The sequence below is a fragment of the Modestobacter marinus genome (assembly GCF_011758655.1).
In the GTDB taxonomy this organism is placed as follows: Bacteria; Actinomycetota; Actinomycetes; order Mycobacteriales; family Geodermatophilaceae; genus Modestobacter; species Modestobacter marinus.
Map to the genome: position 1 here is coordinate 1,689,484 of NZ_JAAMPA010000001.1, position 18,071 is coordinate 1,707,554.

Annotated in this window: 19 protein-coding genes; 12 read left to right on the top strand and 7 right to left on the bottom strand. The window is 74.9% G+C overall.

Going from position 1 to position 18,071, the window contains the following annotated elements; all coding sequences use genetic code 11:
• Positions 1 to 21: 21 nt before the first annotated feature.
• Entirely contained in the window at positions 22 to 1,290 is a 1,269-nt protein-coding gene (locus FB380_RS07965) for an acyl-CoA dehydrogenase family protein (RefSeq protein WP_166754605.1), read from the top strand.
• 226 nt (positions 1,291 to 1,516) lie between these two features.
• Positions 1,517 to 2,785: an AI-2E family transporter gene (locus FB380_RS07970; protein WP_166754606.1), complete on the top strand. Its 1,269-nt coding sequence runs from the start codon at positions 1,517 to 1,519 to the stop codon at positions 2,783 to 2,785.
• Here FB380_RS07970 and FB380_RS07975 read toward each other — a convergent pair.
• The gene (locus FB380_RS07975; RefSeq protein WP_229681808.1) at positions 2,742 to 5,435 is read right to left on the bottom strand and encodes an ATP-binding protein; all 2,694 of its coding nucleotides are present in this window, start codon (positions 5,433 to 5,435) and stop codon (positions 2,742 to 2,744) included. The genes FB380_RS07970 and FB380_RS07975 overlap by 44 nt on opposite strands.
• A 199-nt stretch (positions 5,436 to 5,634) precedes the next feature.
• On the opposite strand from FB380_RS07975, the gene FB380_RS07980 reads away from it, so the two are divergent.
• Positions 5,635 to 6,012, top strand: coding sequence for an FKBP-type peptidyl-prolyl cis-trans isomerase (locus FB380_RS07980; RefSeq protein ID WP_166754607.1), 378 nt, complete (start codon positions 5,635 to 5,637; stop codon positions 6,010 to 6,012).
• 67 nt (positions 6,013 to 6,079) lie between these two features.
• Here FB380_RS07980 and FB380_RS07985 read toward each other — a convergent pair whose 3' ends face one another.
• Complete coding sequence (locus tag FB380_RS07985; RefSeq protein WP_166754608.1) at positions 6,080 to 6,781, bottom strand: SDR family oxidoreductase; 702 nt, start codon at positions 6,779 to 6,781, stop codon at positions 6,080 to 6,082.
• 97 nt (positions 6,782 to 6,878) lie between these two features.
• Here FB380_RS07985 and FB380_RS07990 point away from each other — a divergent pair, with 97 nt between their 5' ends.
• From FB380_RS07990 to FB380_RS08005, 4 genes are all read left to right on the top strand, one after another.
• A complete protein-coding gene (locus FB380_RS07990; RefSeq protein ID WP_229681809.1) occupies positions 6,879 to 7,244 on the top strand; it encodes a MerR family transcriptional regulator in 366 nt (121 codons plus the stop codon).
• Positions 7,245 to 7,284: 40 nt separating this feature from the next.
• Entirely contained in the window at positions 7,285 to 7,578 is a 294-nt protein-coding gene (locus FB380_RS07995) for a DUF1905 domain-containing protein (RefSeq protein WP_166754609.1), read from the top strand.
• Positions 7,579 to 7,655: 77 nt separating this feature from the next.
• Positions 7,656 to 8,660: a cation diffusion facilitator family transporter gene (locus FB380_RS08000; RefSeq protein ID WP_166754610.1), complete on the top strand. Its 1,005-nt coding sequence runs from the start codon at positions 7,656 to 7,658 to the stop codon at positions 8,658 to 8,660.
• A 41-nt stretch (positions 8,661 to 8,701) separates the two neighbouring features.
• Positions 8,702 to 9,394, top strand: coding sequence for a DsbA family oxidoreductase (locus FB380_RS08005; protein ID WP_166754611.1), 693 nt, complete (start codon positions 8,702 to 8,704; stop codon positions 9,392 to 9,394).
• 55 nt (positions 9,395 to 9,449) lie between these two features.
• Here the strand turns inward: FB380_RS08005 and FB380_RS08010 are convergent, their stop codons facing one another.
• The 4 genes from FB380_RS08010 to FB380_RS08025 all read right to left on the bottom strand — a co-directional run bounded on the left by FB380_RS08010 (position 9,450) and on the right by FB380_RS08025 (position 11,652).
• A complete protein-coding gene (locus tag FB380_RS08010) occupies positions 9,450 to 10,412 on the bottom strand; it encodes an NAD(P)H-dependent flavin oxidoreductase (RefSeq protein WP_166754612.1) in 963 nt (320 codons plus the stop codon).
• Between the two features lie 43 nt (positions 10,413 to 10,455).
• The gene (locus FB380_RS08015) at positions 10,456 to 10,956 is read right to left on the bottom strand and encodes an FBP domain-containing protein (protein WP_166754613.1); all 501 of its coding nucleotides are present in this window, start codon (positions 10,954 to 10,956) and stop codon (positions 10,456 to 10,458) included.
• A 111-nt stretch (positions 10,957 to 11,067) separates the two neighbouring features.
• Positions 11,068 to 11,310, bottom strand: a complete 243-nt coding sequence (locus FB380_RS08020) for an acyl carrier protein (protein WP_166754614.1) — start codon at positions 11,308 to 11,310, stop codon at positions 11,068 to 11,070.
• 105 nt (positions 11,311 to 11,415) lie between these two features.
• The gene (locus FB380_RS08025) at positions 11,416 to 11,652 is read right to left on the bottom strand and encodes a hypothetical protein (protein ID WP_166754615.1); all 237 of its coding nucleotides are present in this window, start codon (positions 11,650 to 11,652) and stop codon (positions 11,416 to 11,418) included.
• A gap of 80 nt (positions 11,653 to 11,732) precedes the next feature.
• Here FB380_RS08025 and FB380_RS08030 point away from each other — a divergent pair, with 80 nt between their 5' ends.
• Both FB380_RS08030 and FB380_RS08035 read left to right on the top strand, forming a co-directional pair.
• On the top strand, positions 11,733 to 12,062 hold the full coding sequence (locus FB380_RS08030; protein ID WP_166754616.1) for an ArsR/SmtB family transcription factor: 330 nt from the start codon (positions 11,733 to 11,735) through the stop codon (positions 12,060 to 12,062).
• Entirely contained in the window at positions 12,059 to 12,565 is a 507-nt protein-coding gene (locus tag FB380_RS08035) for an SRPBCC family protein (RefSeq protein ID WP_166754617.1), read from the top strand. Before FB380_RS08030 ends, FB380_RS08035 begins: the two co-directional genes overlap by 4 nt.
• A 57-nt stretch (positions 12,566 to 12,622) precedes the next feature.
• Here the strand turns inward: FB380_RS08035 and FB380_RS08040 are convergent, their stop codons facing one another.
• The gene (locus FB380_RS08040; protein ID WP_229681810.1) at positions 12,623 to 13,792 is read right to left on the bottom strand and encodes an NADH:flavin oxidoreductase/NADH oxidase; all 1,170 of its coding nucleotides are present in this window, start codon (positions 13,790 to 13,792) and stop codon (positions 12,623 to 12,625) included.
• 197 nt (positions 13,793 to 13,989) lie between these two features.
• Between FB380_RS08040 and FB380_RS08045 the strand changes: the two genes are divergently transcribed.
• The 3 genes from FB380_RS08045 (at position 13,990) to FB380_RS08055 (ending at position 18,049) form a co-directional block, all read left to right on the top strand.
• A complete protein-coding gene (locus FB380_RS08045; RefSeq protein ID WP_166754619.1) occupies positions 13,990 to 15,804 on the top strand; it encodes a phosphoenolpyruvate carboxykinase (GTP) in 1,815 nt (604 codons plus the stop codon).
• Positions 15,805 to 16,092: 288 nt separating this feature from the next.
• The gene (locus FB380_RS08050) at positions 16,093 to 17,328 is read left to right on the top strand and encodes an MFS transporter (RefSeq protein ID WP_229681811.1); all 1,236 of its coding nucleotides are present in this window, start codon (positions 16,093 to 16,095) and stop codon (positions 17,326 to 17,328) included.
• 55 nt (positions 17,329 to 17,383) lie between these two features.
• Positions 17,384 to 18,049: an acVLRF1 family peptidyl-tRNA hydrolase gene (locus FB380_RS08055; RefSeq protein WP_166754620.1), complete on the top strand. Its 666-nt coding sequence runs from the start codon at positions 17,384 to 17,386 to the stop codon at positions 18,047 to 18,049.
• Positions 18,050 to 18,071: the final 22 nt, after the last annotated feature.

Sequence of the window (18,071 nt, forward strand, 5' to 3'; positions counted from 1 at the left end):
CCGACCCAGGAGGCACCGACGATGACGTCGACCGCCAGCCGCCCCGCCGAGACCGCCGAGACCTGGCTGCCCGAGCCGCCCGTCCTGCACTCCCCGTGGCACACCCCCGCTCGAGCCGCGCTGATGGAGCAGGCCCGCCGGTTCGCCATGGACGAGGTGCTGCCGGTCGCGAACGAGCTCGACCCGCAGAAGGGGGAGATCCCGCAGCACCTGCTGGAACGGCTCGGCGAGCTGGGGTGGTTCGGCATCACCGTCCCCGCGGTCGACGGCGGGCTGGGCCTCGGCGTCTTCGAGTACTGCATGGTCAGCGAGGAGCTGGCCCGGGCCTGGATGAGCGTGGCCAGCATCCTGGCCCGGTCCCAGGGCATGGGGACGGCGGTCGCCGACCCCGACCGCCACCGGGAGCTGCTGCGGCGCAGCGCCGGTGGGTCCTGGATCGGCGCGGTCGCCCTGTCCGAGCCCGAGGCCGGCTCGGACCTGGCCAACGTGCAGACCCGCGCCGTCCTCGACGGGGACGAGTGGGTGGTCACCGGGCACAAGCGCTGGTGCGGCAACGCCAAGGCCGCCGACTTCATCCAGGTGCTGGTCCGGGTGGCCGACCCGCAGCCGGGGGAGTCCCGCTCCCGGGGGCTGCGGAACCTGCTGCTGGTCAAGGAACGCGGCTCGTTCCCCCCGGGGCTGTCCGGCTACGCCATCGACAAGGTCGGCTACCACGGCTTCCTGACCTGGGACCTCACCTTCGACCAGGTCCGCATCCCGGCCACGGACCTGATCGTCGGCCCGGGTGAGGGTGGCGGGTCCGACAGCAGCGGCGACTCCGGCGCCGGCTTCCGCGAGGCCCAGGCGTTCCTGAACACCGCCCGGGTGCACACCGCCGCCCGCGCCGTCGGCCTGGCCCGAGCCGCGGTCGAGGACTGCGTGCGCTACCTGCAGGAGCGCGTCCAGTTCGGGCACCCGATCGGCGACTTCCAGGCGCTGCGCTTCGCGCTCGCCGACATGGCCGCCGAGGTGGAGCAGGCACGGGCGTTCTACCGCCAGGTGGCGCACCTGCTCGACGAGGGCGTGCCGTGCGAGAAGGAGGCCGCGATGGTGAAGCTGCAGGCCACCGAGATGGCGGTGCGGGTCACCAACCAGGCCATGCAGCTGCACGGCGGCAACGGCTACACCACCGAGCGCCAGGTCGAGCGGCACTGGCGGGACGCCCGGCTGACCACGATCTTCGAGGGCACCAGCGAGATCCAGAAGCGGATCATCAGCAACCGGATGCTGCCGCGCAGCCCGCTGAGCTGAGGCGCGCCCTCGTCCCCGGTCCGTGAGTCGGTGGGGTCGGCCCCGTGTCGGGAGCGGCTCCACGGGGCAGTGTGCAGCCGAAGCGCCCCCGGAGCCGACCTGAGACCAGGCGATGGACACCGGGCGGCCCAGGCGTGCCTCCGCCCGGTGTCCGGGGGGCGCCCTCCTCAGCCACGGGAGAACGCGTCACCGACCGGACGACCAGCGCCGGTGAAGGAGGACGGCAATGGCCTCGGACGTCACGAACGAGCACCCGGCCGAACCGCCGGCCGGTCCCTCGCCGGACCGCCGGGCGGGGGCATCGACCGACCCCGGGGTCCCCCGAGGTGTCCGGACGGCGGGCATGTGGTGCGTCTGGACGCTGGCGATCGGCGCCGTCGTCTACTTCGCGGTGCAGCTGGCCGTCGTCCTGGGCACCGTGCTGCTCACCTTCCTGGTCGGGCTGCTGCTCACCGCCCTGCTGCGGCCGGTGGCCTCCTGGCTGGACCGGACCGGACTCCCGCGCCTGGCGGCCACCTGGCTGGTGATGGTGCTCTTCCTCGTCCTCCTGGGCGGGGTCCTCTACTTCCTGCAGCAACGGGTCGCCCGGGAGTGGACGAGCCTGCGCCCCACCCTGGTCACCGGGCTGGACCGGGTGCGCACCAGCCTCGTGGACACGCTCGGCCTGCCCCAGCAGCGGGTCGACTCGGTCATCGACGGGCTGATCGGCCAGCTGACGGGCGGGTTCGGGGGCGGCGCCGGCGGGCCGGGGATGGTGGTGACCGGTGCCACGACCGCGGTCACCGTCGCGGCCTCCCTGGTCCTCGCCCTGTTCACCGCCTTCTGGCTCGTCTACGACGGCGCCCGGATCTGGCGGCTGTGCCTCCGGATCGTGCCGGCCGACCGCCGGGCGGCCGCCGATGCCGCGGGGAACGGGGCCTGGCACACCCTGGGTGGTTACCTGCGGGGCACCACGGTCGTCGCGCTGATCGACGCCATCGGCATCGGGGTGGCGCTGGTGGTCATCGGCGTGCCGCTGGCCTTCGCCCTGGCCGTGCTGACGTTCCTCGGCGCCTACATCCCGGTCGTCGGGGCGTTCGTGGCGGGGCTCGCCGCCGTCGTGGTGGCGTTCGCCTCCGGCGGGCTGACCGACGCCCTGCTCGTGCTCGGTGCGGTGGTCGTGGTGCAGCAGATCGAAGGCAACCTCCTGCAGCCGCTGATCATGCGGCGGACCGTGTTCCTCCACCCGCTGGGGATCGTCTACGCCCTCACCGTCGGCGGGCTGCTGTGGGGGATCGGCGGGGCGGTGATCGCCGTGCCGCTGACCGCCGTCGTGTACGCGATCGCCGTGGCCCTGGCCGGGCGGCACGGCGACGAGGACCCCGACCCCCGACCGCGGGGACTCCGCCTCCGGGCCGGTGGTGCCACTCGTGCGGAGCTGTCGTCCCCCGATGGCCGGCCGGCCGGTGGACCTAGCCGCCGGGACGGGGCGGCGGAGACGTCCGGGGGCTCCTGATCGTCACCGTGGTCCCCTCCGGTCCGGGGACGGCGGTGACCTCGCCGACGGCGCCCATCAGCGTGGAGCCACGACCGCGGTCCATGCTCGGCACCCGCTCCCGCCACTGCCCGTGGTCCCGGACGGTGACCACCACCTCCGTCGTCGTCACCTCGGCGGTGACGTCGACGAACGGCTCGGTCGGCTGCTGGGCGTGCTCCACGGCGTTGGTCGCCGCCTCGCACGCGGCGAGCAGCAGGTCGTAGGCCTGGTCGTCGTCCAGCCCGGCGGTGCTGAACAACCGGCGCAACGCCCGGCGCAGCGCGGGGACGGACTGGGCGACGGCGGGGAAGCGCCACCGCTCCCGGTGCACCGCCGGGGCGGTGGCCGGCCGCGGGGGCACCGGCGGGCGGCTGGCCGGGACCAGGACCCGGACCTCCGGTGCGGTCGCCGCCCGGGGGGCGACCGGCTCGGGGCGCCCCGGCGGGAGTTGCGCGGACCCGCCGGAGCCCCGCTGCAGGGCGACCCGCACCCGGGCGATCAGCTCGTCGGCCCGGAAGGGCTTGGCCAGGTAGTCGTCGACGCCGGCGGTGAACCCCTCGACGGCCGCCTCCTGCCCGGCCCGGGCGGTCAGCATGATCACCGGGATCGCGCGGGTGGCGGGGTCGGCGCGCAACCGGCGGAGCAGCTCGAAGCCGTCGACCCGCGGCATCATCACGTCGGTGAGGACGACGTCGGGCTGCTCCTCGGCGACGGCCGCCAGCGCCTCCTCGCCGTCGGTGCACGTGCGCACCCGCCAGATCGGCGCGAGCAGCCGGGTCAGGTAGGTGCGCATGTCGGCGTTGTCGTCGACGACCAGCACCGTGGCGGTGGCGCCGGCTGGGGCGGGCGGCAGTTCGTCGGGGGTGACGTCGGCGACCCACGAGGCGGCGGTGCCGTGCGCCGCGGACGAGGGGGCGACCGGGTCGGCCGGGGCGTCGGGGCTGCCGTAGGGGACCGCGACGGTGAAGGTGCTCCCGGCGCCCGGTTCGCTCGCCACCGTCACCGTGCCGCCGTGCAGGCCGGCCAGCTCGCGGACCAGGGCCAGGCCGATGCCGGTGCCCTCCCGGTGGCGGGCCAGGGAGCCCTGCACCCGGTGGAAGCGGTCGAACACCCGCGGCAGTTCGTCGGCCGGGATGCCGATCCCGGTGTCGGTGACGGTGAGCACCACCTGGTCGGGCTCGCCGCGCAGGACGAGCTGGATCCCGCCGACGAAGGTGTACTTCACCGCGTTGGAGAGCAGGTTGAGCACCACCTTCTCCCACATCCGCGGGTCGACGTGGACCGGCCGGTCCAGCGGGGGGCAGTCGACCGACAGCCGCAGGCCGGCCCGCTCGGTGGCGGCCCGGAGCACCCCGGCGAGCTCGGCGGTGAACGCGGCGAGGTCGGTCGGCACGCGCACGGCCCCGGCCCGGCCGGCCTCGATGCTGGCGACGTCCATCAGGTCGTCGACCAGGCGCTGCAGCCGCTGCCCGTTGCGCAGGGCCAGCTCCAGCTGGTCGCGGGCGCTGGGCGGCAGCGGGTCGGCGGGGTCGGCCAGGACGTCGCTGATCGGGCCGAGCAGCAGGGTCAGCGGGGTGCGCAGCTCGTGGCTCACGTCGGAGAAGAACGCCGTCTTCGCCCGGTCCAGCTCGGCCAGCGACTCGGCGCGGCGCCGCTCGGCCTCGAACGCCCGGGCGGTGCCCAGCCCGCTGGCGAACTGCCCGGCCACCAGGTCCAGGAAGGTGCGGTACTCGGCGTCCAGCGCACGGTTCGGGCTCACCCCGGCGACCAGCACGCCGATCCGCTCCTCACCGGCGCCACCGCCCAGCGGCAGGACGACGGCGTCCCGGACCGGGTCCTGCCAGAACCCGCCGACCAGCCCGAGCCCGGCGACCGGTCCGGGCAGCGCACCGGCGTCGGGGACGTGCGCCGGCAGCGATCCCGGTGGGCAGCCGACCGTCCCGGCCCGCCGGAGACCGCCGTCCCCGTCCAGGTAGACCGCGGCGAACGGCACGTCGAGCGGGTCGCTGCCCAGGGTCCGGCACAGGCCGGCCAGCACGGCCGCCTCGTCGCCCCGGTGCGCCTGCGTGCAGGAGAGGTCGTGCAGCAGCTGCTGGCGCCGCTCGCCGAGCACCTCGGCGGTGACCTCGGTGCAGACCGCGTGCATCCCGGCGACCCGCCCGTCGTCGCCGAACGCGGGGGCGTGGGAGACGGTGAAGTACGTCTCCTCGCGGTAGCCGGCGCGCTCCAGCAGGAGGGGCAGCCGGGGCAGCCAGGAGGCCTCGCAGGTGGCCATCGCGTGCTCCACCGGGCCGGACAGGGCGGCCCAGCCCTCGGCCAGGGTGCGCCGGATGTCCTCACCGATCGCCGGGTGCTTGGCGCCGATGAACGGGGTGTAGGCGTCGTTGTAGAACTGCACGAACTCCGGGCCCCAGGTGAGCACCATCGGGAACCGGGACGCAAGCACCGTCCGGACGGCGTACCGCAGGCTCGCCGGCCACTCCTGGACCGGGCCCACCGACGTCGCCGCCCAGTCGTGGGCGGCCATCAGCCGGCCGGCCTCGCCGCCACCGGAGAAGAGGCCGTCGGCGTGGGTGCGGTCGGGTCCCGTCGACGGATCGGCCGCCACGCACACCTCCAGCCAGGACACCAGCACGCCTGCGGGACCGGGGAGCCCGGGCAGGGCGGGACCCGGAGGCGGTCGCCGATGACCCCACCCGCGACGTGCAACCTACCTGCGCAGGGCCGACCCCGCCCCGGAGGCCAGCTGTGCCCCCAGGCGCCCGGGCGGGTTGGATGGGGCGCAGACCCGCCGGGAGAGCCCTGGCGCCGACCCCGAGGAGACACCCGTGGCAGAGCTGACCCGTCCCGACGTCGAGCCCCCCACCGGGCCCGCCCCGTCCGACCTGGTGATCGAGGACCTGGTGGTCGGCGACGGCGCCGAGGCCACCGCCGGCAGCCTGGTGAGCGCCCACTACGTCGGCGTCACCCACGACGGCGGCGAGCAGTTCGACGCCTCCTGGGACCGTGGCGACCCGCTGGAGTTCCGGATCGGCGTCGGCATGGTCATCCAGGGCTGGGACGAGGGCATCGTCGGCATGAAGGTCGGCGGTCGCCGCCGGCTGACCATCCCGCCGCACAAGGCCTACGGCGAGCGCGGCGCGGGCGGGGTCATCAAGCCCGGCGCCACCCTGGTCTTCGTCGTCGACCTCGTCGGCGTCCGCTGAGGGAGGGCCCCGTTGCCCCCCACCGGGGCCGACCGGAACCGGGCGGTGGGGGCAGCGGGGTCCCGGCTCAGCCCTGCGGGCTGTAGAACTCGCGGGGGTCGCGGGCGAGCGAGGCCTTGACGCCCCGGCTCCAGTCGTCGACCAGCACCTCCCAGTCCCCGACCTGCACGCCGTCCAGCGCCGTCCGGACGACGTCGGCGGGGGCGGTCATCGGGCCGGTGTAGCCGGCCATCATGTCGGTGTCGGCCGCCCCCAGCACCACCCCGGTCACCTGGGTGCCCTGCCCGGCGAGCTCGATCCGGACGCCGTTGGTGAGGCTCCACGCCGCCGCCTTCCCCGCGGCGTAGGCGTTCGCGCCGTCGGTGGAGAACCAGGACAGCGCGGACAGCACGTTGACGATCCCGCCGCCGCCGTTGCGGGCCAGCACGGGCGCGAACGCCCGGACGACGCCCAGCGTGCCGAAGAAGTGGGTGTCCATCTCCCGCCGGACGTCGGCCAGGTCGCCGGTGACCAGGTTCGCGCGGGTGGTGATGCCGGCGTTGTTCACCAGCAGGCTCACGTCGCCGGCGGCCGCGGCGGCCGCCGCGACCGACTCCGGGTCGGTGACGTCGAGGCGCAGCACCTCGACGCCGGGGACGTCGACCAGCTCGGGCCGGCGGGAGGTGGCGTAGACCTTCGCGGCGCCGCGCTCGACGAGCTGCTCGGCGAACTGGCGGCCGAGACCGCGGTTCGCGCCGGTGACGAGGGCGACCGATCCGGTGATGTCCATGGGTGTGCTCCTTGCGTTCGGGATGTGCCGTCGGGGACGCTAGGACCTCACGCTGACGTCAGGGTCAACTGTGAGCCCGGACACCCGAGGAGGTCCCGTGCTGCGCATCGGTGAGGTCGCCGCCCGCGCCGGCGTGAGCGTGCGGGCGCTGCGCTACTACGAGGAGCAGGGGCTCCTGGAGGCCGAGCGCACCCCCAGTGGGCAGCGCCGGTACGCCGAGAGCGCGGTGGGGCGGGTGCGCTTCATCCAGCAGCTCTACGCCGCCGGGCTGGGCAGCCGGGACGTCCTCGAGGTGCTCCCGTGCGTGCACACCGGCGTGGCCACCCCCGCGATGCTGGCCCGGCTGGTCGAGCAGCGGGACGCCATCGACCGGCAGATCGCCGAGCTCGGCACGGCCCGTGCCCGGCTGGACGAGGTCATCCGCATCGGCCGGGAGCACGTGCCGGCGGTCGCCGCGTCCTGACCTGGCGATGAGTTCTCCTGGTCCCGAGGGTCTTCCCGGCATGACCACCGCAGCGCACGTCCCCCAGCCGCTCGACGCCGCCTTCAGCTGTGTGATCGAGACCGACGGCGCCTTCCCCACCTACCTGGAGCTCCCCGGCTCGGCCGAGGTGCTGGGCACCCGGCGCGCGGTGAAGGTCGCCGGCACGCTGGACGGTCACCCGTTCGCCGCCACCCTGATGCCCTCGGGGCGGGGGCCGCACTGGCTGCCGCTGAGGAAGGCGCTGTGCGCCCGGATCGGCAAGAGCGAGGCCGGGGCGCCGGTGCTGGTGCACCTGGAGCAGCGCGCCGGCTGACGCGCCGGCGCCGGGTGTCTCCCACGACACCCGGCGCCGGTGGTTGTCGATCAGCGGCCCGGGGAAACGGTCGGTGCATGACGCAACCGACCCCGGCCACCGAGCACGCCCTGGTCCAGGAGGCCCAGGGCGGCGACTCCGGTGGGGAGTCGACCGGCACCGTCGTCCTGGCCGGGGCGGTCAACCTGGCCATCGCCGCCGCGAAGCTGGCCGGCGGCCTGGTCAGCCACTCCTCGGCGATGCTGTCCGAGGCGGCGCACTCGCTGGCCGACACGGTGACCGAGGTGCTGCTGTTCGTCGCGCTCAAGCGCGGCCATCGGGCCGCCGACGCCCGGCACCCGTTCGGCTACGGCCGGGAGACCTACTTCTGGGCCTTCCTCGCCTCGCTGTGCACCTTCGCCGTCGGCGCCGGCTTCTCGGTCTACCAGGGCATCGAGACGATCCGGGAGGGCGAGGAGCAGGGCTCCCCGACCATCTCCTACATCGTGCTGGCGGTGTCGTTCGTGCTGGAGGGCAGCTCGCTGCTCAAGGCCGTGCGCCAGGTGCGCGGCGAGGCGCGGTCGCGCGGGGTCAGCCCCCGTCGGTACCTGCGGCGCACCACGGACACCACGCTCAAGGCGGTCACCTTCGAGGACAGCGCCGCGCTGATCGGCCTGGTGCTCGCCGCGCTGGGCCTCTTCCTGGAGCACGTGACCGGCAACCCGCTGTGGGACGGCATCTCGGCGATCCTGATCGGCGTCCTGCTCATCGCGGTCGCCTGGTCGCTCGCCCGTGCCAACGTCTCGCTGCTGATCGGCCAGTCCGTGCCGGACTCGGTCCGGGAGCAGCTGCGCGCGGAGATCGCCGGCCTCGAGCAGGTCGATGCGGTCCCGTTCCTGCTCACCTCGGTGATCGGCCCCGGCCAGCTGATCGTCTCGGCGAAGGTCGACTTCGCCGACACCGCCACCGTCGCCGACATCGAGGCGGCTTCCGACGAGGCCGAGCGGCGGCTGGTGGCCCGGCACGGCGGCGTCCGGTACGTCTTCCTCGACCCGACGCCCGGCGACGGCCAGGCCCGCGCGGCGGCTCCTCCGGCCGGGTGACCCGACGGAATGCCCGGTGCGACCCGCCGGTTGGGCCGGGCATGCAGGTCGAGGTGTGGTCCGACGTCGTGTGCCCGTGGTGCTACATCGGCAAGCGGAAGCTGGAGACGGCGCTCTCCCGCTTCGCGCACGCCGACCAGGTCGAGGTGGTCTGGCGTTCCTTCCAGCTCGACCCGAGCGTCCCGGAGGGCCACACCGAGCCCACCCTCCCCGCGCTGGCCGCCAAGTACGGCCGCAGCGTGGAGGAGATGGCCCAGATGCAGCAGCGGGTCGAGGAGGTCGCCGCCGGTGAGGGCCTGGAGTACCACCTGGCCGACGGGGTCAGCGGCAACACCCTGCTCGCCCACCAGCTGATCCACCTGGCCGGCGAGCACGGGCTGCGCAGCGAGATGAAGGAGCGGCTGCTGCACGCGTACTTCACCGAACAGCGCTCGGTGTTCGACGTCGACGCGCTGGTTCCCCTCGCCGTCGAGGTGGGGCTGGACGAGGCGGAGGTGCGGGCCGCGCTCGCCGACCGCCGCTTCCTGCCCGCCGTCCGGGAGGAGGCCCAGACCGCCCAGGCCCTGGGTGCGACCGGCGTGCCGTTCTTCGTCGTCGACCGCGCCTACGGGGCCGCCGGGGCACAGCCGGCCGAGGTGTTGCTGCAGCTGCTCGAGCGGGCCTGGGCCGACAGTCACCCGCTGGTGACCGTCCCGGCGGCCGAGGGCTGCGCGGACGGCAGCTGCTCGGTCTGAGGAAGGCCCCGTCCCCCTCGCGACCTCGGGACGGGGCGGGGAACGGCTCCGCCGTTCACCCGAGCAGACGGGGGGCCCTCTCCAGGGCCCTGCGGGCGTCGGCGGCCAGCCGGCGGACGACGTCGGTCGCCGACTCCTCGGTGGTGACCAGCCCGACCGACTCCCCGGCGTAGACCGGTGCGGCGGCGAGGTCGCCCTCGTCGCGGGCCCGGCGGACCCATTCGGCCGCCCGGGTGTCGCCGCGCAGCTCGGCCTCGCGACCGTGCCAGGTCTCGGTGAACTCGTTGACCAGCGCCCGCCCGGGCCAGCGCGCCGGCCAGGGGAGGCCCTGGGCGATGTCGAAGGCGCTGGTCAGCACGGTGGCGTCCCCGCCGGCCGCCCGGACCCGCTCCCGGGCCGCGGGGGTGTTGGCGGCCTCGGTGCAGGACAGGAACGGCGTGCCGATCCAGGCCCCGGCCGCCCCCGCGACCAGGACGGCGGCCAGCCCGGCCCCGGTGGCCACCCCACCCGCGGCCAGCACCGGCCGGTCGGTCGCGGCCAGCACCTCCTGCAGCAGCGGCAGGGTCGCCCGCTGCCCGGTGTGCCCGCCCGCCTCGGTGCCCTGGGCGACGATCACGTCGGCCCCGGCGTCGAGGGCACGGTCCAGGTCGGCGCGTGAGTTCACCGCGGTGGCCACCGCGATCCCCGCGTCGTGCAGCGGGCCCACGAACGGCGCCGGGTCGCCGAAGGACACCGACACGAGCGCCGGCTCGGTGGCGATCGCCGCGGCCAGCAGCTCCGGACGCCGCTCCAGGGCCCAGGCCATCAGTCCGACGCCGAAGGAGACGTCGGCCGCCACGGGCAGCCGGGCCTGCTCGGTGAGCCACTCCACCGGGGTGTCGGACCCGACGCCGATCATGCCCAGCCCGCCGCCGAGGGAGACGGCCCGGGCGAGCGCACCGCCGGCCACCCCGGCCATCGGCGCGCCGAAGACCGGGACGTCGAGGTCGAACCAGCGGGTCAGCGGGGTCTTGATCACCAGCCCATCGTCGTCCTCCGGCCCGGGGCGCGCAGCAGGGCGGTCAGCGGCGGGTGACGTCGGCGCTGAAGGCCCGGAGGCGCTTCCGGAGGCCCACCAGCTGTTCCTCGACGACCAGCTCCTGGAGCTCCTCGTCCAGGTGCTGGGCCGACGGCAGGACGGCGGTCACCCGGCTCGCACAGCTCAGGTCGGCGCAGATGTAGGTGCCCACCGTGTTGCCGTTGCGCCCGGCCTCCCCGACCCGCCGCGCGGTGAACAGGGAGACGTCGGCGGCCGACTGCACGGTGTGGCACAGCAGGCACATCGCCGAGCGGCGGCTGGACATCTTCGTGTCCGCGGCGCGCAGGGCGATGCCGAGCGGCTCGCCGTCCTGCTCGTGCACCAGGTAGCCGCGCAGCTCCGCCTTCGCGTCCCGCCAGCCGAGCACGTCCAGCGCCGCCCAGTCCAGGTCGGCGAGGTCGCGGGGCGGGGTGAGGGCGGCGGCCTCGCTGCGGGAGCAGTTGACCATCGAGCGGCGGATCGCCGCCTCGGTCAGGGCGTGCACGGGGGACCTCCAGGAGCGTCGGGACGGGACGGCGGCAGAGGTTACGTACCGCGCCCGTCCCGTCGCACCCGGATTTCCCGGCCGCCGACCCCCGGTGGCGGCCGGCGCGGGTCAGCTGGTGGCCGGCCCGCCGTGCTCGGTGCCGGACAGCGTGCGCAGCAGCTCGTGGGCGCGCCGGGCGCGCTGGGAGTCCTGCTCCATCACCTCGCGGAAGAACGAGGCGACGTCGTCCAGGTTGGCGTTCTCGGCATCCCGGACGTACTGGCCGTAGTCGTGCCCGGCCTTGAGGGAGTGGTACTGGACGGAGATCAGGTCGAACGTGACGTCGGCGAAGCCGGTCTCACCGGTGGCCATGGGTCCTCCTCGGAGTGCACATGGGGCCGTTGCTGAGCCTCGGGTCTGACGTCCTCGCGCTACCCCGCCCGGCGGCCGATGACACCCGTACCGGACCGTTCCGTCTCAGGTCTGGTCGTTGGTCGGCGCCTCGCCCACCGCACCGGCGAAGCCGCCCGTGACGTCGCCGCCGCCGGCCTCGTCGGCCTCCGTGCGGGAGGTGGCGAGCTCGTCCTCGCCGGTCGCGACCTCGTCGTCCTCCGTGGACGCGAGGTCCTCGCCCTCGCCGAGGGCGCCGGGGTCGGCCTGCAGGGTGCGCGGGTCGTTGAGCGGGTCGGGGACGTCGGGATCGGTGACGGTCATGGTCGGACCGTGCCCCGGTCGTGCGCCGTCCGAACGTGCGTAACTGGACAGTTACGTAAGCCCCCTGTTACACATCTCGTGTGGAGGCGCTCGCAGCCCTGGCCGACCCGACCCGGCGGCAGATCGTCGCCCTGCTCGCCGACGGCGAGCGGGGCGCGGGTGAGCTGGCCGGGCAGTTCCCGGTCAGCCGTCCGGCGATCAGCCGGCACCTGCGGGTGCTCCGCGAGGCCGGTCTGGTGCGGGTGCGGGCGGAGGGGCAGCGCCGGGTCTACGCGCTGGACCCGCGGCCGCTGTCGGAACTCGACGCCTGGCTGGCTCCCTACCGGCGGCTGTGGGCGCAGCGGCTGGACGCGCTGGACACCGAGATCGCCCGCGGACGGCGGGCCCGAACGCAGGAGGACGGTCGATGACGACACCGGACGAGCGGCTGGGGCAGGTCACCGAGCTGCCGGAGGGGGTGCGGCTGCAGTTCCGCCGCAGCTGGCCCGACCCGATCGACGACGTCTGGGCGGCGCTCACCGAGCCCGACCGGATGGTCCGCTGGATCGGCACCTACGCGGGCGAGCGGCGGCCCGGCGGCGCCGGCACCTTCACCATGACCCACGAGGAGACGCCGGTCGGTGAGCCGATGCGGATCGTGGAGTGCGCGGCGCCGCGCCGGCTGGTGGTCGACTGGCAGACCGAGGAGGGCTGGCGGGTCGAGCTGGACCTGACCGCCGAGGACGGGCAGACGGTCCTGCTGTTCACCCAGCTCTTCGCCCCGGGCACCCAGGTCACCGACTACGTGCTCGGCTGGCACTGGTACCTGGACAAGCTCGACGCCGAGGTGGGCGGCCGCCCGGCACCCGGGGACTGGGACGACTTCCTCGCCACCACCGGCCGCGCCTACGGCCGCACGCCGAGCGGGGGGTGAGCCGGTCCGCCTGGGGTGGAGCCGCGTCAGGCGCGGCTCCACCCCGGGTCGGGCGGCTCAGGCCTGCGAGCGGGGCTGCTCGACCCGGACCGGGTCGGGGCCGGTCCACGGGCCCAGGCGGCCCAGCAGGCGGTCGCGGGAGGCCAGCCGCGGGCCGGCCTGCACCGGGTAGGCGTCGTAGGAGCTGGTCAGCGCCCGGGCGGCGTGCAGGGCGAAGTTCGGGTCGTCCTGCGCCTCGCGGGCGACGGCGACCAGGTCGGCCTGGCCCGCGGCGACGACGGCCTCGGCCTGCTGCGGGTCGACGAGCAGGCCCACGGCCATGGTGGGGATGCCGACCTGCTCCTTGATGGCCGCGGCGAAGGGCACCTGGTAGCCGTAGCCGATCGGGTGCTCCCAGCCCGGCCCGATGCCCCCGCCGGAGACGTCGATCGCGTCGACCCCGAGCGCCTCCAGCTCCCGGCAGAAGGCGATCGTGTCGGCCAGCGTCGTGCCCTGGCGGGTCGCGTCGACGGCGGAGACCCGCACCATCAGCGGCAGGTCGGCCGGCCAGACGGCGCGCACGGCCTCGACCACCTCGAGCGGGAACCGCATCCGGTCCTCCAGCGACCCGCCGTAGGCGTCGGTGCGGGTGTTGGTCAGCGGGGAGAGGAACTGGTTGAGCAGGTAGCCGTGCGCGGCGTGCACCTCGGCGACCTGGAATCCCGCGGTCAGCGCCCGGCGGGCGGCGGCGACGAACGCGTCGCGCACGCCGGGGAGCTCCTCCAGCGCCAGGGCGCGGGGGGCCGGCCAGCCCTCGCCCATCGGCACGCCGCTCGGGGAGACCGGGGTCCACGGGACGTCGCCGGGCCGGGCGTTCTCCGCGGTCACCGGTCCGTCGCCGTCCCACGGGCGCAGCGTGCTGCCCTTGCCGCCCGCGTGCGCCAGCTGGATCGCCGCCACGCTGCCGTGCTCCCGCAGGAAGGAGGCCACCCGGGCGAGGCCGGGGACCTGTGCGTCCTCCCACAGGCCGACGTCGCCGGGGCTGATCCGGCCGTCGGCCGTCACGCCGGTCGCCTCGACCATCACCAGGCCGAAGCCGCCGAGGGCGAACCGGCCCAGGTGCACCAGGTGGTAGTCGCCGACCACCCCGTCGGAGACGCAGTACTGGCACATCGGCGCCACGGCGAGGCGGTTGGGGAGGGTGACCCCGCGCAGGGTCAGGGGCTGCAGGAGCTGAGGCGTGCGCACCCCGCGGACAACCCTGGATCGACCGGATGGCATCCCGTGGGGACCTACGTCACACTTCCGGTAGACGTTCTAGACGTACGCACTCCAGGCGGTAGCCTGGCCCGATCCCCCCGGCCCCAGCGTCGCGGCCGGGGGGTCGACACAGCGCCAGCGCCGGTGCGACACCCGAGCCGGCGGCACCCGAAGGAGGAGACGCCGTGACTTCCGTGGCCACCCCAGGTCTCGAGAACGCCCCCACCACGCACGCCCGACTCCTCGCCTGGGTGCAGGAGATGGCGGAGCTGACCATGCCGGACCAGGTGGTCTGGGTCGACGGCACCGAGGAGGAGTGGGAGCGGCTCACCACCCGGCTCGTGGACGCCGGCACTTTCACCCGGCTGGCCGCCAAGCCCAACTCCTTCCACTGCGCCTCCGACCCCAGTGACGTCGCCCGGGTCGAGGACCGCACGTTCATCTGCTCGGTCGACGAGGCCGACGCCGGCCCGACCAACAACTGGATGGACCCGGCCGAGATGAAGGCCGTCATGACCGAGCTGTACCGGGGGTGCATGCGCGGCCGGACGATGTACGTCATCCCGTTCTGCATGGGCCCGGTCGAGGCCGAGGACCCGATGTTCGGCGTGGAGCTCACCGACTCCGAGTACGTCGTGGTCTCGATGCGCGTCATGGCCCGGATCGGCAGCCGCATCCTGGAGGCGATGGGCACCGACCGGCCGTTCGTGCCGGCGATGCACTCCCTCGGCGCTCCGCTCGAGCCCGGCCAGACCGACGTCCCCTGGCCGTGCAGCGACACCAAGTACATCGTGCACTTCCCCGAGGAGCGGGCCATCTGGTCCTACGGCTCCGGGTACGGCGGCAACGCGCTGCTGGGCAAGAAGTGCTACTCCCTGCGCATCGCCTCGGTCATGGCCCGCGACGAGGGCTGGCTCGCCGAGCACATGCTGATCCTCAAGCTCACCAGCCCCCAGCAGAAGACGTACTACGTCGCCGCCGCCTTCCCCTCCGCCTGCGGCAAGACGAACCTGGCGATGCTCGAGCCGACCATCCCCGGCTGGAAGGTCGAGACCCTCGGCGACGACATCGCCTGGATGCGCTTCGGCGAGGACGGCCGGCTCTACGCCCTCAACCCCGAGTACGGCCTCTTCGGCGTCGCGCCGGGCACCGGCTGGGACACCAACCCCAACGCGATGCGCACCATCGACCAGGGCAACTCGGTGTTCACCAACGTCGCGCTCACCGACGACGGCGACGTCTGGTGGGAGGGCATGACCGACGACGCCCCCGCCCACCTGACCGACTGGAAGGGCCGCGACTGGACGCCGGAGAGCGAGGAGCCCTCCAGCCACCCGAACAGCCGCTTCTGCACCCCGATCACCCAGTGCCCGATCCTGGCGCCGGAGTACGAGGACCCGCAGGGCGTGCCGATCTCGGCGATCCTCTTCGGCGGCCGGCGCAAGACCACGATCCCGCTGGTCAGCGAGGCGCGGGACTGGAACCACGGCGTCTTCATGGGCGCCACGCTCTCCTCGGAGACCACCGCCGCGGCCACCGGTGCCGTCGGCGTCGTCCGCCGCGACCCCTTCGCCATGCTGCCGTTCATCGGCTACAACGCCGGGGACTACTTCCAGCACTGGGTCGACACCGGCAAGGCCCACGACGCCAGCAAGCTGCCGCGGATCTTCTACGTGAACTGGTTCCGCCGGGACGCCGACGGCGGCTTCCTGTGGCCGGGCTTCGGGGAGAACAGCCGGGTGCTCAAGTGGGTCGTCGAGCGCCTCGAGGGCACCGCCGCCGCCGAGGAGACCCCGGTCGGGCACGTGCCGACGCCGGACTCCCTCGACGTCTCGGGCCTGGGCATGACCCGCGAGCAGGTCGAGCAGGCGCTGCGGGTGGACAAGGACGAGTGGCAGGCCGAGGTCCCGCAGATCACCGAGTGGTTCGAGAAGTTCGGCGAGAAGCTGCCCAGCACGATGTGGGACGAGCTGGAGATCCTCAAGAGCCGTCTCGCGTAGCCGGACGCCCCTCCCAGGGGCTCCGCCGCCCCGCCGGGGGCCATGGACCGGGTCGGCCGCCGCGGAGGCCGACCCATGGGACGAGGTCCCGCTCCCCGACAGCGTCGTCGGGGGGCGGGACCTCGTCGCGTCCGTCCCACCTCGCGCCCGTCCCCGCACCCGCCCGGCCGGGCGGCGGTGCGCGGCCGGCTCGTGGCGCCGACGAGGTCGGCTCGTGCGGCGACGCTCCGCGCCCGTGCCGCGGGCGGCCACGCCCTCGGGTTAGCGTGGCGGGGGCGTGCCCACCCCGTGACGGAGGCCAGTCCGCTCGTGCCCAACCCCTATCTGCACGTGCTGCGGACGCCGCATGCCCTGCCGATGGTGCTGGCCGCGTTCATCGGCCGGCTGCCGCTGTCGATGATCGGGCTGGGCAGCGTGCTGCTCATCCAGTCCGAGACCGGCTCCTACGGCCTGGGCGGTGCGGTGGCCGCCGTCGGGGCGATCGCCACCGCGATCGCCGGCCCGGTGATCGGCCGGCTGGCCGACACCCACGCCCAGCGCCGGGTGCTGCTGGGTGTGCTGGCGGTCTTCGTCGTCTCGGGGCTGGCGTTCCTCTGGTCGGTGCGCGGCGGCTGGCCGCTGTGGACGGTGTTCCTGTCCGCCGCCGCCGCCGGGGCGAGCATCCCGCCGGTCTCCTCGATGATCCGGGTGCGCTGGACCCACCTGCTCCGTGGCACCCCGCGGCTGCCGACCGCCCTGGCGATGGAGTCGGTGGTCGACGAGTTCGTGTTCATCGTCGGCCCCGTGCTGGTCACCTTCCTGTCCACCACCGGGCACACCACCTCCGGCGTCGTCACCGCGTTCACGCTGGCCGCGGTCGGCAGCCTGATGTTCGCCGCGCAGGGGCACACCGAGCCGCCCCCGGCCGCGCACGGGCACCGGCGCGGGGCGTCGGCCATCCGGGTGCGGGGGCTGCGGGTCCTGTTCGTGGTGGGGGCCGCGGTCGGCGCCATCCTCGGTGCGCTGGAGATCGGCCTGGTCGCCTTCGCCGACGAGGTCGGTCAGCGGCCGCTGTCCGGCCTGCTCATCGCCGGCCTCGCCGCCGGCTCGATGTTCGCCGGCATCGGCTGGGGTGTCGTGCACTGGAAGGTGCGGCTGCGGCACCGGCTGGTCGCCGCCCTCGCCGTCCTCACCGTGCTCACCCTGCCGCTGGTGCTGGTCACCAGCTACTGGCTGATGCTGCCGCTCGTGGTGGTCGCCGGCATCGCCGTCTCGCCGTCGCTGATCAGCGCCTTCACCCTGGCCGAGGTGCTGGTGCCCCGCTCCGCCGTCACCGAGGCGTTCACCTGGATCGGCACCGCCCTCGCCCTCGGGGTGGCGGTCGGCGCGTCGGTGGCGGGGAAGATCGTGGACACCGCCGGCGCCAACGCCAGCTTCCTGGTCGCCACGGTCGCCGCCGGGCTGGCCGCGGTGGTGGTCGGCCTGGGGCAGCGGACCCTGCACGTGCCGGCCGAGCACGCCGCCTCCCCCGCGCTGGCGCACTGAGGCACGCCCGCGCCGGAGCCCGGCCGGACGAGCCCGGTGCTGCGATGCTCGGCGGATGACCGCACCCCGCCCCGCCGCCGGTGGCGGGCGCGTGCTCGGCGTCGCCCCGGAGCGGCTGGGCCGCTGGCTGGACGGCGTCGCCCAGCGGCACGGCGCGTTCACCGACGTCGGGACCGACGACGCGGGCGTGCTCACGGTGACCTGCCAGGACACCACCACCGTGCGGCTCACCGCCCCCTACGGCTGGACGCCCGGTCCGGCACCGCTGACCGCCTTCACCGCTGCCGCCAAGGCACCGCGGCGCACCGCCGTCCTGCTGGTCCGGCGCGGCCGCTGGGCGGTCGGGGTGTTCGAGGGCGCCGAGCTCGTCGTCTCCAAGGTCGACGCGCGCCAGGTGCAGGGCCGGACCGCGGCCGGCGGGTGGTCGCAGCAGCGCTTCGCCCGGCGGCGCGGGCACCAGACCGACGCCGTCGTCAGCCATGCCGCGGACACCGCGGCCCGGGTGCTGCTGCCGCACGCCGGCACCCTGCACGCGCTGGCCCCGGGCGGGGACAAGGGGCTGGCCGCGGAGGTGCTCAGCGACCCGCGGCTCCGCCCGCTGGCCGACCTCCCGCGGCTGCCGGCGCTGGAGGTCGGCGAGCCGACGAAGGTGGTGCTGCTGGCCACCCCGGCCCAGTTCCGGGCCGTGCGGGTGCACATCGTGGAGCCGGCCGACCGGTGATCCCGGCCCGCCGGCGGAGGGC